Raw genomic sequence first — 12,820 nt, forward strand, 5'->3', positions numbered from 1 at the left:
GCGCGCGATCCCCCCACTGTGTGGTGAAGCTGGGGGACAGCGGTGCCGTAGATGGCAGAGGTTCGGGCCGAAAGCTGTCAGGCGGACAGCAGGTAGCGCACCGCCGTCTCTGCTAGATCGGCGATGAAGGTGTCGTCCTCGACAGGTGCCGGCCTGGCGAATCCCGGACCGTAGGCGACGCGGATGACCGACGCGGCGAAGACTGTGCTGAAGCAGGAGTGGACCGCGGTCTCGGCGTCGGGGAGCGTGATGGCGTCCGCCGCCCGAAGGACCACCTTGGCGAATCCGTTGCCGAGCTCCTGGCCGTAGTGGGAACCTCGGCGCCGGACTTCCGGATGCGACGCGGAGGTCAGGACGACGGCCCGTAGGAACCGTTCGTGGCGCAGGGACATGCCGACCGTTTCGGCCACTGCTGCGCGGACGAGTTCGGCCGGAGGCAGGTCTGCCCATCGGCTGTTGTCGGAGAAGACCTGCTGCTCCGCGCGCAGGCGCTGGATGCCGTGCTCGTAGACGGCGAGGAAGAGAGCGTCCTTGCTGGTGGTGCGGGCGTAGATGGCCGGCGGCGCGACTTCGGCCCGCTCGCATACGGCGGCGATGGTGAACGCCTCGTACCCGCCGTCCTCCAGGATGGACACCCCGGCATCGAGCACCCGGTTCCACGCCTCGCGACTGCGGCGCTGCTTGGGCGGCCGGATCTCCAGGTCGGCCGTCTGCGCCGCTTGGGCCTCGCCCATGACCTCAGCCTCCCATTCCCCAGGTGCATGCACAGGTCTTGACTGAACCGTAGTTCACACTACAGTCTGCGGCTAACAGTAGCGCTCGCTACTGTTTTCCTCCCGATGACGCGAGGTGTCCCCATGCCTGTTCCGAACAACCCCGGCGGCCGCGTCGCCGTCCTCGGCGCCGGTCCGGCCGGTATGGCCGCGGCCCTGTCCATAGCCCAGGCCGGTCACGAGGTCACCGTCTACGAGCGTTACCGCGAGGCGCGGCCGGCTGGCAACATCCTCAACCTGTGGCCGCCGCCCCTGAAGGCGCTCCGCGCACTCGGAGTGGACACCGAAGACCTCGGCTCCCCCACGGATTCCGAGTTCCGCAACCTCCGTGGCCACGTGCGCGTGCACGTCAAGCAGGACCCGGAGACCAGGCGCGCATACGGCGGCGGGTTCATCGGACTGCTACGGCCCGAACTGTACGAGCGGATGCTCGCCGCCATCCCGCCGGGCACCCTCCGGTTCAACCAGCAGGTGACCCGGATCGAGCAGAACGAACAGGCGGTCACTCTGCACTTCGCCGACGGCACCACGGCGGAGCACGACGTACTGGTCGGCGCCGACGGCATCGACTCGCTGGTACGGCGCACGCTGTGGGGGGATACGCCCAAGCGCGAGCACCGACTGCACATCTTCGGCGGATTCACCTTCACCAACGTCGACGGCACCGAACCGAACATGTCCGTCCTGACGCACAGCAGGGCAGTGCAGGGAAGCTGGACATCGATCCGACACAAGGGCCGCGACGGCTTCCAGTGGTGGGTACTCAGCGCCACCGACCCCGACGCCCCGGCACCGTCCGATCTCAAGGCCTCGGCCACCGCGTTGGCCGCGGAGTTCCCGGCGCCCCTGCCCGGGCTGATCGCCCAGACAGAGCCGGACAACGTGCAACGCTGGGTGCTGCGCGACCGGCCCCGCCTGAAGCAGTGGTCCAAGGGACGGGCCACCCTCGTGGGCGACGCCGCACACCCGACCTCGCCCTACGCCGCCTACGGCGCGGGCATGTCCATCGAGGACGGCTACTTCCTCGGCAGGGCCCTGCGCGGCGTCGACCTCACCGACCTCACCGCCGTACAGCGTGCGTTGCAAGGCTACGAGGACCCGCGCAAGCCCCACACCGCCCGGCAGGTCCAGCAAGCATGGATTCTCGGCAAGGTCTTCCACCACGCGCCGGCACTACTGCGGCCGGTCCGGGACTTCATCCTCGACCACACCCCGCTTCTGCAGAAGGTCGCAGGCGACACCAACCCCCGCGAAATCCAGAAGCAACTGGCCCTCATCCAGGACTGACGTACCGCTGGAGGGGACTGATCGATCCTGCGACGAGGGGTCCTGGTCCTCGCCTTTACTGAGAAGCCGCTCAACGGATCATGGAACGTGCGGGTCGAACAGGGTTCCTGGTCGGGTGATCTTCCGGCCGTGCGCGCATGAAGGCAGGGCCTCCTGGTAGCTCGGGGGTGCGACCCCATTCCGAGCGGTTCCCGGAGGCCCTGTTGCCGTTGTTGTACGCGCCTGAGCCCGTTGACTTCAACTCGCCCGCTGTGTCGTGCGATTGCCTCGCGCACGTGTACGGCAACGCGGCCGATCATCCTGATCGAGTGCGCCGGTATCCGTCGGACATGACGGATAGGGAGTGGGCGGAGGTCCGGCAATTGCTGCCGGTGCCGGCCTGGCTCCAGGGCAGAGGCGGGCAGCCGGAAGGCTATTGCCACCGCCAGATGCTGGACGCGATCCGCTACCTGGTTGCGGGCGGGATCTCGTGGCGGGCGATACCCGCGGACTTTCCCGCCTGGGGCCGGGTTTACGCCTTCTTCCGCCGCTGGAGCGAGCACGGGCTGATCGCCGAGTTCCATGACCGGCTGCGCGGACGGGTGCGTGAGCGCGAGGGCCGTGATGCCGAGCCCACGGCGGGGATCATCGACGCGCAGTCGGTGCGGGCCGCCGCGACAGTGCCGGCCGCCTCACGCGGCTACGACGGCGGGAAGAAGGTGCCCGGGCGAAAGCGGCACATCGTGACCGACTGCCTGGGCCTGCTCCTGGTGGTCGCGGTCACCGCCGCGAATATCGGCGACCGGGACGCCGCGGCGGGCCTGCTGATACGGCTGCGGCGCTTGCACCGCGACATCACCCTCGTCTGGGCCGACGGCGGCTACACCGGCTCCCTCGTGGACTGGTGCCGTCAGAAACTCGCGCTGACCCTGCAGATCGTCAAACGCACCGACGACATGGAGGGATTCGTGGTGCTGCCCAGGCGTTGGGTGGCCGAGCGCACGTTCGCGTGGCTGATGAACTCCCGCCGTCTGGCGAGGGATTACGAAACACTGCCCGCTACCAGTGAGGCGATGATCCGGTGGTCGATGGTCACGCGGATGGGCCGGCGTCTGGCGCGGCCCCAGGCCGCCGGGCGGCGCTGAATGCCCCCGACGTCTCCTGCAGAAGCCACCCGCGCTCCGCCAGGCGCCTGGCCTTCGAGCGCACCCCCTCGACCTTCGCCGGCGTCGTCTCCAGACCCAGCCCCACCGCGATTTCCCTGGCCTTGAGCGGCCCTTGGCCCGCCGGGGCCCGCTCCTCCACCACACCCACAATCCGCTGGTAGTCCGGCGCCAGCACCGTCACCGGCAGCCCGTCCCGCCACGGCGGCACCGTCGAGCCCAGCACCGGTGCGGGCAAGGGCGCTGTTGCCTGCTCCGCCTCGGCCAAGGGCTCGGTCACGGCAGTCGTCACGGCCGCGGAGGCGGCCAACGCCTCGACCAGTTCCTCCCGCGCGATCACCCGCCGGTCCAGCTCGATCTCCGCGGCCTCCAACGCCTCAGCCAACCGCGCGGCTTCCTCCCGCAGACCCTCCACCCGCTGGCGGGCAGCCGCCTCCCGCTCCTCCAGCATTCCCAGCACCGACGCCGCCGCGCACCCCTCGGTCATGAAGCGGACACAAGACGCCGTATGCCTCCCTCACCCCGAGCGAGACCATGCCTGACCAGCAGAAATCAAGGGATCACGTTTGGTTGAGAGACGGCTTCTCAGCTTCACCAGGCTGCTGCGACGGCCCGGCGGTAGGTGACAGACCGTGATCTCCAGGCCGCTCTCTCGTGCGAAGGCGGCAAGGTTGCTTTTCCAGGTCCAGCGGCGGGGGTCGTTGGAGCCGCCGGAGTCGGCGGTGATCAGGAGCCTGCCGGCATGCGGGTGGTCCGCCCGTCCGCGGTGCTGCCACCAGCGTCGGATGGACTCCACCGCGAACTGGGCGGTGTCGTGGTCGATTCCGACGTTGATCCACCCGCTGTTGTTGGCGATGTCGTAGATCCCGTAGGGGATGGCCATGGGCTGGTCGTTGGTGGTGAACGTGTGGCAGTCCACTTTGATCGCGTTCTTGCCCAGCCGCCAGGTGCGACCGGGCCGGTCACGGTTGCCGAGCCATTCCTTGGCCTTGGTGTCGACGCTGATCACCGGCTGGGCATCGTTGAGGAACGCGGCGGCGGTGGCATTGAGGTGGGTGAACTGGGCATCGCGGTCCGGATGGCTGATGCCCTCCGTCGTCTTCGCGGTTCCCTGCAAGCTGTAGCCCAGGGTGTGCAGCAGGTGTCCGACCGTTTGAAGCGCTGACCGGGTGGCCCCGTGTGGTGAGGGTCGAGGCCAGGGCCCGTAACGACAGCGTGGTCCACCGCAACGGGGAGACGGGGTCGCCTCGGGTGTGCGGCTCGATCAGCGACTCCAGCGCGGGCAGCAGACCAGGGTCGCGGTAGGCCTCGGCGAGACCAGCCGACCCGGCCGCCCCGGGCCCTCGGCGGGTGATGCCCCCAGCCAAAGCCGGGTGGAGCGGGAGACGACGCCCGCGTGCCGCTGCCCAGCGGCATGTCCCGCGGCATCATGTGCCGCGGGCCTCATGCATGGGCACCGTTGGTGTGCTGGATGCCGACTGCGGGGGTCCAGCCGAGTCTTCGGGACCCCGCGAGTCCGGCGGCGATGACGGCGGGCCGCACCGTGTGCAGGCCGACGGAGCCCGTGCTGACGATCACGGACAGGGCCGCGACCACGTGACCGTCGGCGTCGATGACGCGGGTGGCCACGGAGTCCGTGCCGGGCGTCATTTCCTCACGTGCCATCACCACACCGGTGCGACGGCACTCGTCGAGAGCATGCCGCAGCCGGGCCGGATCGGTGATGGTGCGCGGGGTGTGTGCCGTCAGGCCCTGCGCGATCACTTGGTCCTCGATGCCTGGGCCGGCATGCGCGAGCAGTACCTGGCCGACACCGGAACTGTGGAGCGGCAGCCGACCACCGACGCGGGAGATCACATCGACCGCCCCCGGAGCTGAGATGCGTTCCACGAGGACGGCCTCCGTGCCTTCGAGCACGGCGAGTTGCACGTGCTGGCGCAGGGCGGTGTGCAGGTCGTCCATGAAGGGAAGGACGACGGTGCGCAAGGGCACGCTGAGCGGGGCCAGCGTGCCCAACTGCCACATCCGGATGCCGATGCTGAAGCTGCCGTCCGGCGCCCGGTCGAGCGCTCCGGCCTCGACGAGTTCCAGGGCCAGCCTGCGGGCAGTGGCGTGAGGGAGCCCGGTCGCACGGGTGAGGTCGGCGAGGGAGAGCCGGGACCGGCCGGAGCGGAAGGCGAAGAGCACTTCGAGCAGGCGTGAACTCACGGTGCGACCGGGTTGGCTCGTCCGGGCCATGCAGTCCTCCTCGGTCCCCGCCCCCACCTACGACGAGGCGGTGTCACCCGCGGCGGCTCCAGCCGACGGCGCTCACGTTGATGTTCGCCCAATGAACATAGCCGTTTCAGCTGCCGCAGGGACACGGCGAGCATTGAAGCCGTCACAAACCTCATGACGCGTCCGTGTACGCGTTGCTCAGAAGAACGGAGTCTGCAGATGCACGCGAAGGCACCGCTTCATTCCCCTGATCGGCCCCGGATCGCCGTCGTCGGTGGTGGTATCGGTGGGCTCGCCGCCGCCGCTTTCCTGCGTCGTGCCGGGGTCATGGCGACGGTCTACGAGCAGGCCCCCGCGCTCAAGGAGATCGGCGCGGGAATCCTGGTGTCACCCAATGCCGTCCGGTTGCTGCGGCAGCTGGGTGTGATGGACCGGTTCCTGCGTGACGCCGTACCGGTGGAGCTGGCGTGGGAGTTCCGCCGCTGGGAGAACGGGAGGGTGCTCTCGGTGGAGCGCCTCGACGGAGTCTGCGAGCGGCTCTACGGTGAGCGCACCTACACCGTCCATCGCGCGGATCTCCTTGACACGGTGAAGGCCGCGGTGCCCAAGGAATGGGTACGTCTCGGCGCGCGCTGTACGGCGGTGGAGGAACAGGCGGATGGTGTGCTGCTGCACTTCGCCGACGGCAGCAAGGCCGAGGCCGATGTCGTGATCGGTGCCGACGGGGTGCATTCGGTGGTGCGCGCGACGGTCGCCGAGCCGTCCACGCCGGAGTACTCCGGCATCTGCGCCTTCCGCACCCTCGTGCCCGCCGAGCGGGCGCCTGCCTTCGCCCTCCGCCGGGCGCACACGCTGTGGCTCGGCCCCGGCCGGCACCTGGTGCACTACCCCGTCAACGGGGGGAGGGCCGTCAACGTCGTGGCCTTCGCCCCGGCAGGGGACTTCACGGAGGAGTCCTGGAGCACGACCGCCTCGGTGGAGGAGTTCCTGGCCGAGTTCACGGGCTGGGACCCGCGTGTGACCGACCTGATCAGGTCAGGGGGAACCCCCGGCAAGTGGGCGCTGCTGGACCGGGCGCCACTGCGGCGGTGGAGTACGCCGAGGACCACTCTCCTCGGTGATGCGGCCCACCCGATGTTCCCCTTCTTCGGCCAGGGAGCCGCTCAGGCCATGGAGGACGGCGCCGTCCTCGCCGCGGCCCTCGCCGACGGTGCGGACGACATCGCAGGCGCCCTCCAACGCTACGAGGAGGCGCGGATCGAACGCGCCACCCGGCTGCAGACGGTCAGTCATGGTCGCGCTCATGTCAACCACCTGCCGGACGGCCCCGAACAGCAGGCCCGCGACATCTCGCTGGCCGACTCCGACCCCCTGACGGCCAACGGCTGGATCTACGCCTACGAGGCCGCACTCTGAGCAGAGGACCCAACCATGCGTCCGCGGTGTGCTGGGCGGTGGCCTGGCCTGCGGGTATGTGCGCCCCAGGCGGCCATCACGACTACGAGCCCCGGAAGCAGCCGATGAGCATGCGACGAGCCGGGGGTGCGCCGAGGGCGGCGCCCCCGGCGAGGTTGTCGGTGGGCATGGGCCGGAAACGGAGAACGGGCGACGAGGCGGGAGCGGACGTCAGGCAGTGGGCCAGGAATGCTGCAGCTCGGAAGTCGCCTCGACCAGGCGTTGAGCGGTCGCGAGCAGGGTGTGTTCCCGGCCCCATGACGCGGTGAGTTGCACTCCCACGGGAAGACCCTCGGAGTCGAATCCGGCGCGTACCACGCAGGTCGGCACCCCTGTCAGACTCTGCAGCGCGGTGAAGGCCATCACCCGTTCCCGGAAGCTCAGTGCCTGTGGCGCGCCGGGGACCTCGTCATGGCCGATGCGCGCGGGTGAGACCCCGGACACAGGGGAGAGCACGATGTCCACATCGTGCAGTACCCGAGCGGTCATCGCCGTGATCAGCGCTCGGTCCCGCTGCGTCCGGGCGTACTGATCCACGGTGACCCGGGATGCCTTCTCCAGCCTGGCGCGGACCTGGCCGCCGTACTCGGACCGCCGTGCGGGCCACAGTCCCGCACCGCGGTGCCCGGCGGCCCCCTCGACAGCGACCGTCGTGCCCAGAGCCGGGTACAGAGGAGGCAGTCCGGGTGCTGACAGGCGTACGACCCGCACTCCGGCATCCTCCAGCGCACGGACCGTTTCGTGGAACACACGGGCGATGTCGGGGGCCGACTCGGCTTGTTCGAGCTCGGACCAGATCCCGACGACGACCTCTGCGTCGGCTGCCGGGTCCGGAGCCTGCGCGCCGTCCGGTGCGAGGACCGAGAGCAACAGCCGCAGGTCCTCGACAGTTCGTGCCATCGGCCCGACGTGGTCCAGCGAGGGAGCCAAGGGGAAGACGCCCGCTGTGTCGATGAGACCGAACGTGGGCTTGAGGCCCATGACGCCGCAGAAGGCGGCCGGAATCCGTATGGACCCCGCGGTGTCCGTGCCGATGGCCAAAGGTGCCAGGCCGGCGGCGAGTGCCGCGGCGGAACCCCCGCTCGAGCCTCCTGGTACCACCGTCGGATCCCACGGATTGCGGGTGGGCCCCACCGCGCTGCCGTCGGTGGTGATACCCCATGCGAACTCGTGCGTCGCGCTCTTGGCCACAACGATGCCACCGGCCGCGCGGACACGCTCCACCACAGCCGCGTCGCGCGGCGGAACGTGCCCGGAGAACATCCTTGAGCCGTAGGAGGTGCGCAGTCCTTCGGTGTCGATGAGGTCCTTGACGATCACGGGGATGCCTTCGAGCGGCCTCGCCCGGCCCTCGCGGTAGCGTCGCACCGCCTCCTGCGCCTCAAGGTGGTTCCGCCTGGCGTCGGCAGCCACAAGGGCGTTGAGACCCTGATGCTCGTCGGCTCGTTCGGACAGGGCGCGCAGGACCTCGACGGGCGAAAGCTCGCCCCGGCCGAAACGCGCGGCCAGGCCGACGGCTGACATGTAGGCAAGTTCGCTATCCGTAGCCACGCTGCTCAGTTTTTTCGCTTTCAATGGACAAAACGCCTGGCCATACGCCTAGGCGTTGATCCGGTACTGGTACTGGTTGAGGAACATGTCCACACCCGATTCGATCAGCCGTTCCGTCAGTTCTCTGTCGAGGGGCTTTCCGAAGGCGCTGTACACCAGAACTGGAGACACCGTCATTCCGGCGAGTTGGAGCACGGCCAGGTCGATGTCCTTGATGCTAAGCCGACCCAGCTCCACCAGGTGCCGCAGCGTCTTGGCGATCACCGGATGGAACCGCTCGGGACCGTGTTGCTTCCATGCCTCGCCGAGTTCGGGGAACCTCCTGAGTTCACCGGCGACCAGGTTCCTCAAGGCGATCGTGTCCGGTGCGGCAAGTCCCATCCCCCACGCCTTGCAGGCGTCGACGAGGTCCTCCCGGACATGAGTGGAATGGGCAAGCCGGGAGGCGACCAGGCGGAGCGGTTCCTCGTGAGCACGGTCGAGTTCTTCAGTGATCACGGCAATGAACAGCGTTTGCTTGTTCCCGAAGTACTTGTAAACGGTGGCCTTGGTGGTGCCTGCGGCTGCTGCGACGACGTCCATGCTGACGTCGAACCCCTCGGCGAGGAACGCGGCCCGGGCCGCGTCCACGATCCGCAGCCTCAGTGCCTGTGCTTTGGGTCGAAGGGGCCTGTTCACGGCATTGTCGACCGGGCTGGACATCAGATTCCTCGCTGATAGTGGTGGGCCTGCATAGGCCGCATCGGACTACTGGCGCGCTCACTATGGCATCCGCGAGTCGGGACCGGACTGCGGAGGATCGAGGGTGATCGAACCAGTGACGGGGACAAAAATTATACTTGCCAGTATAGCAAAGTGGGTGCCGAACCGGACGCCGCTCATGGGTGGCCCTGGCTCGGGTGGCGCAACATCGGATAAATCGGGATGAAGCAGGGGGCGGCGAAACCCTGTCGGCGGCTGCCGCGCCCGCTCCTGCAGGGCCTCCCAGCAGGTATCCAGTACCCGCAACCCGAACCGGCCCTGCGTATCGGTGCAGGCTGGGGCATCGTGAACGCTGCGCGGGGCGTGCCCCGGGGGGAGGGCGCCCCCGCGAAACGGTGAAGAGCGCCAAGACCCCTTGCTATACTAGACCGTCTAGTATATGAATACGGAAGTCCGGTCTGGCGGAGGCATCGGCAGGACCGTCAGGCTCTCGTTTCGGAGGGTTCACAGTGACATTCCACGGCTATCACCACATCACTTCCATCGTCACGAGTGCACGCGAGGACATGCGATTCCACGCGGGCGTGCTCGGTCTGCGGAACGTGAAGCGCACCGTGCTGCTGGACGGTGACCGCCCCTTCTACCACCTGTACTACGGCAATGAGTACGGCGAACCCGGCACGCTACTGACCTCGTTCGCCTTCGGCCCGGACCGGCCCGAAGGTCGGCGGGGGTCGGGCCAGGTGAGTTCCATCTCCCTCTCGGTTCCCCGCGGGAGCCTGAATTTCTGGTTGGACCGTCTCAACTCGCACGGTCTGCCGGCAACCAGGTTCGAGCTGTTGGGAGACCAGCGGATCCGGTTCGCCCACCCGGACGGGATCGAGCACCAACTGGTGGAGGTGGACGTCGACGACCGGCTGCCTTGGACCGGCGCGGATGTACCGGCCGCAGCCGCGATCCGCGGAGTGCACAGTGTGACTGTCTGCACCCGCGAGGTGGATGAGCTCGACATGTTCCTGCACGAGGGCATGGGGCTGCGCTCACGTGACGCGGATGGTGCCGTCAAGGCTTACACGATGGCTCGCGGGAGCGCCGGGCAGGTGGTGGAAGTCGACCACCAGCCGGACATTCCTCAGGGCACCTGGGGCTACATGCGGAACACCATCGATCACGTCGCCTTCGATGTGCGTGAGGCCGACGCCCAGCTCCAGTTCAAGGATCGTCTTGAGACCATGGGCTTCATCGACGTGACTGAGCCGCGGGATCGCAACTACTTCTACTCGGTGTACTTCCGCACCCCCGCAGGAGCCATGTTCGAGGCCACCCGCAGCCACCCGCAGGGTTTCCTCAAGGACGAAACCCTGGACAGTCTGGGCAGCTGCCTGCAGCTGCCGAGCTGGCTCGAGGAGAAGCAGGACGAGTTGCTTGCCGAACTCGCGCGCACCCAGCCGCTCGACTGACCCCCGCAGCGATCCGCCCGCCGGGGGCTGATCGGATCCCTGACAGGGAGCCATGGCATGACGCCCCACCGCATCGACATCCACCACCATGTCATCCCGACGCCTACCTCAGCGCCATGGCCCGGGCCGGGCGTAGGTGATCCCATTCCCGGCGTGGCATTACCCGCGCTGGGACGTGGAGGCCGATCTCGACCTGATGGATCGCCACGGCATTCGGACCGCGGTGGTGTCCATCACCGCCCCGGCGTGGGATAGCACGACGCGCTCATCGACGTTACCTGGCCGCGCCCGTCCTCACCGGCCAGCCGGTCTTCGGGCTGCCGCCCTCCCTGTACGAGGCACGCACCGCATCCTGTTCGGCACCGACCACCCGTTCATGCCGGAGTCGACGACTGCTGAGACGATCGCGGGGATCGGCGTCTTCTTCGACGGCTCCGATCTCGTCGACGTGGAGCAGAACAACGCGGTGGCGCTTCTGCCGAGACCGGCCGAGATCCATACCTGACCCAGGCGCGGGGAACGCTCCAGGCCGGACCGGCGAACAGTCCCAGATCGGGGTCGGCCTATTACTCGCGGTCACGAGATCGTCCGGCGGTGGCAACCGCCCAGCGGTGGCAGCCGAAGCACTTCCCGCCGATAGCCGTTGGAGAGTGCCTCAGCGTGCCGGAGTGCTGCGCAGTAGTTCATCCCGGTCTCGCCATGCCGGGCCACCGCCCGGTGACCGGGCGGACGGCTCAGCCAGTCGCCCTACCCTCATACGTTCCAGGCCCGCGTCTGCGCCACCGTGCCAGGTGTGGCCCTGCTTCTCGACCGGAGCATCCTGTGGACAGCGCCTCATCTCTCCGCACACCGACGGCGGGCGCCTTGGACTTCCTGCCGACCCGCCGCGTTGAATGGGGTCTCGGTTCGATCGGCCGTCTGGGCGATCTACTGGACTCGTACTCCGTCTCCCGGGTCCTTCTCATGACCACGAGATCGCTGTCGGAGCAAGGCTCCCTGCTCCGAACAGTAGAGGACAACTGCGGCGGCCGCTGCGCAGGCCGGGTGGAACACCTGCCGGCACACGTTCCCAGCGACGCGGTCGAACGCGCTGCGGCCACCGCGCGTGAGCTGGGCGCCGACGCGCTCGTCAGCTTCGGCGGCGGCTCGGTCATCGACGCCACCAAGGCCGTCGCCGCCCGCCTGGCGGACGACGACGGCCGGCAACTGCCGCACTTCGCGGTGCCGACCACGCTGTCCGGTGCGGAATTCGCCGATCACTATGGCGTTACCGAATTCCACGACGGGGCGGCGACGAAGCGTACGCATACCCGTGAGGACGTCACGCCCGTGGCGGTCGTCCTCGACGGCGCGCTCACCGCGGCCACGCCGGGCCCCCTGTGGGCAGGATCGGGCGCCAAGGCACTGGACCACGCGGTCGAAGGACTGATCTGCAACCCTCCCCGGCCGGTGCTGGACGACCTGGCCCAGTTGGGAATCCGAGAGCTCGCCGGAGTCCTGCGACAGTCCATGGATCCGGGCGAGCCGACAATACGACAGGCGTGCCAGCTCGCAGCCTGGTACTGCTACTTCGCCCCGGCCAGCCTCACGTTGGGGCTGAGCCACCGCATCGGCCACGTGCTGGGCGGCACCTACGGGGTCCCGCACTCACTGACGTCGGGGATCACGCTGCCGGCAGTCGTCCGGGCGATGACTCAAACGTCCCCCCTGCGTCTGAAGCTGGTGGCACGCGCACTCGACACCGGCGGTCCACTCGATCTGCCGGCGATGGCAACCGACGAACCCGCCGAGGCCGCGGTCCGGCTGTCCTCCCTCGTCACGAGCGTCGGCCTGCCGACCAGGATGCGGGAGATCGGCATCGACCGAAACGAGGTTCCCGCGATCGCTCTCCGTGTCCAGCAGCTCTACCCCGAAGCAATCGCCCGACTTGGTACCGACAGCACCGCAAGCCTGCGTCGCCTCCTGGAAGAGGCTTGGTGATGAAGGGCCTCGAAGATCCGGGACCAAGCCCCACGGCCCGGTGGAGGACCCGTCCCATGACCCCTCGGACGGGCCCTGGAGCGAGGGCGGTCTGTCCATCGGTGTCATCGAGACCGTGGCGCCTGATCGCCATTATCGGTGGTTCCGCTGTCGCATTCCCTGCGAGTGGCCGCATCTTGCAGGCGCCCGCAGTCTGCTCTTCGCAAGATTACCAACGCTGTGCACGGCCGGGATGTCGGCCCGTGATGCCTGG

11 protein-coding genes and 1 pseudogene are annotated in these 12,820 nt (G+C 68.5%); 6 read left to right on the forward strand and 6 right to left on the reverse strand.

Annotation, left to right across the window (positions count from 1 at the left end; all coding sequences use genetic code 11):
• Window positions 1-77: 77 nt before the first annotated feature.
• Window positions 78-734: a TetR/AcrR family transcriptional regulator gene (locus ACQEVY_RS03555; RefSeq protein ID WP_432944688.1), complete on the reverse strand. Its 657-nt coding sequence runs from the start codon at window positions 732-734 to the stop codon at window positions 78-80.
• Window positions 735-857: 123 nt separating this feature from the next.
• Between ACQEVY_RS03555 and ACQEVY_RS03560 the strand changes: the two genes are divergently transcribed.
• Both ACQEVY_RS03560 and ACQEVY_RS03565 read left to right on the forward strand, forming a co-directional pair.
• Window positions 858-2,060 (forward strand): FAD-dependent oxidoreductase, encoded by a 1,203-nt coding sequence (locus ACQEVY_RS03560; protein ID WP_432944690.1) that lies wholly within the window; start codon window positions 858-860, stop codon window positions 2,058-2,060.
• A 275-nt stretch (window positions 2,061-2,335) separates the two neighbouring features.
• A complete protein-coding gene (locus ACQEVY_RS03565) occupies window positions 2,336-3,184 on the forward strand; it encodes an IS5 family transposase (RefSeq protein ID WP_432944692.1) in 849 nt (282 codons plus the stop codon).
• On the opposite strand, the gene ACQEVY_RS03570 is transcribed toward ACQEVY_RS03565, so the two are convergent.
• The 3 genes and pseudogenes from ACQEVY_RS03570 to ACQEVY_RS03580 all read right to left on the reverse strand — a co-directional run bounded on the left by ACQEVY_RS03570 (window position 3,132) and on the right by ACQEVY_RS03580 (window position 5,440).
• Window positions 3,132-3,689 carry a hypothetical protein gene (locus ACQEVY_RS03570; protein ID WP_432944694.1) on the reverse strand — a complete coding sequence of 186 codons (558 nt, stop codon included), beginning with the start codon at window positions 3,687-3,689 and terminating at the stop codon, window positions 3,132-3,134. The genes ACQEVY_RS03565 and ACQEVY_RS03570 overlap by 53 nt on opposite strands.
• A gap of 123 nt (window positions 3,690-3,812) precedes the next feature.
• A pseudogene (locus ACQEVY_RS03575) lies at window positions 3,813-4,548 on the reverse strand (ISAzo13 family transposase); the annotation flags it as partial.
• Window positions 4,549-4,645: 97 nt separating this feature from the next.
• Window positions 4,646-5,440, reverse strand: a complete 795-nt coding sequence (locus ACQEVY_RS03580; RefSeq protein WP_432944696.1) for an IclR family transcriptional regulator — start codon at window positions 5,438-5,440, stop codon at window positions 4,646-4,648.
• 198 nt (window positions 5,441-5,638) lie between these two features.
• On the opposite strand from ACQEVY_RS03580, the gene ACQEVY_RS03585 reads away from it, so the two are divergent.
• Complete coding sequence (locus ACQEVY_RS03585; protein WP_432944698.1) at window positions 5,639-6,835, forward strand: FAD-dependent monooxygenase; 1,197 nt, start codon at window positions 5,639-5,641, stop codon at window positions 6,833-6,835.
• A 210-nt stretch (window positions 6,836-7,045) separates the two neighbouring features.
• On the opposite strand, the gene ACQEVY_RS03590 is transcribed toward ACQEVY_RS03585, so the two are convergent.
• Complete coding sequence (locus ACQEVY_RS03590; RefSeq protein ID WP_432944700.1) at window positions 7,046-8,398, reverse strand: amidase; 1,353 nt, start codon at window positions 8,396-8,398, stop codon at window positions 7,046-7,048.
• Between the two features lie 75 nt (window positions 8,399-8,473).
• The gene (locus ACQEVY_RS03595) at window positions 8,474-9,055 is read right to left on the reverse strand and encodes a TetR/AcrR family transcriptional regulator (protein WP_432944702.1); all 582 of its coding nucleotides are present in this window, start codon (window positions 9,053-9,055) and stop codon (window positions 8,474-8,476) included.
• Window positions 9,056-9,636: 581 nt separating this feature from the next.
• On the opposite strand from ACQEVY_RS03595, the gene ACQEVY_RS03600 reads away from it, so the two are divergent.
• From ACQEVY_RS03600 to ACQEVY_RS03610, 3 genes are all read left to right on the forward strand, one after another.
• Window positions 9,637-10,587 (forward strand): hypothetical protein, encoded by a 951-nt coding sequence (locus ACQEVY_RS03600; RefSeq protein WP_432944704.1) that lies wholly within the window; start codon window positions 9,637-9,639, stop codon window positions 10,585-10,587.
• Between the two features lie 175 nt (window positions 10,588-10,762).
• Window positions 10,763-11,092 carry a hypothetical protein gene (locus ACQEVY_RS03605; RefSeq protein WP_432944706.1) on the forward strand — a complete coding sequence of 110 codons (330 nt, stop codon included), beginning with the start codon at window positions 10,763-10,765 and terminating at the stop codon, window positions 11,090-11,092.
• Between the two features lie 194 nt (window positions 11,093-11,286).
• Window positions 11,287-12,567, forward strand: a complete 1,281-nt coding sequence (locus tag ACQEVY_RS03610; RefSeq protein ID WP_432944708.1) for an iron-containing alcohol dehydrogenase — start codon at window positions 11,287-11,289, stop codon at window positions 12,565-12,567.
• Window positions 12,568-12,820: the final 253 nt, after the last annotated feature.

Source organism: Streptomyces sp. CA-288835 (assembly GCF_050936385.1).
GTDB lineage: Bacteria > Actinomycetota > Actinomycetes > Streptomycetales > Streptomycetaceae > Streptomyces.

Coding starts and splice junctions, on each gene's coding strand:
- ACQEVY_RS03555 (WP_432944688.1), bottom strand. CDS start 734: ATGGGCGAGGCCCAAGCGGCGCAGACGGCCGACCTGGAGATCCGGCCG.
- ACQEVY_RS03560 (WP_432944690.1), top strand. CDS start 858: ATGCCTGTTCCGAACAACCCCGGCGGCCGCGTCGCCGTCCTCGGCGCC.
- ACQEVY_RS03570 (WP_432944694.1), bottom strand. CDS start 3,689: ATGACCGAGGGGTGCGCGGCGGCGTCGGTGCTGGGAATGCTGGAGGAG.
- ACQEVY_RS03580 (WP_432944696.1), bottom strand. CDS start 5,440: ATGGCCCGGACGAGCCAACCCGGTCGCACCGTGAGTTCACGCCTGCTC.
- ACQEVY_RS03585 (WP_432944698.1), top strand. CDS start 5,639: ATGCACGCGAAGGCACCGCTTCATTCCCCTGATCGGCCCCGGATCGCC.
- ACQEVY_RS03590 (WP_432944700.1), bottom strand. CDS start 8,398: ATGTCAGCCGTCGGCCTGGCCGCGCGTTTCGGCCGGGGCGAGCTTTCG.
- ACQEVY_RS03610 (WP_432944708.1), top strand. CDS start 11,287: ATGCCGGGCCACCGCCCGGTGACCGGGCGGACGGCTCAGCCAGTCGCC.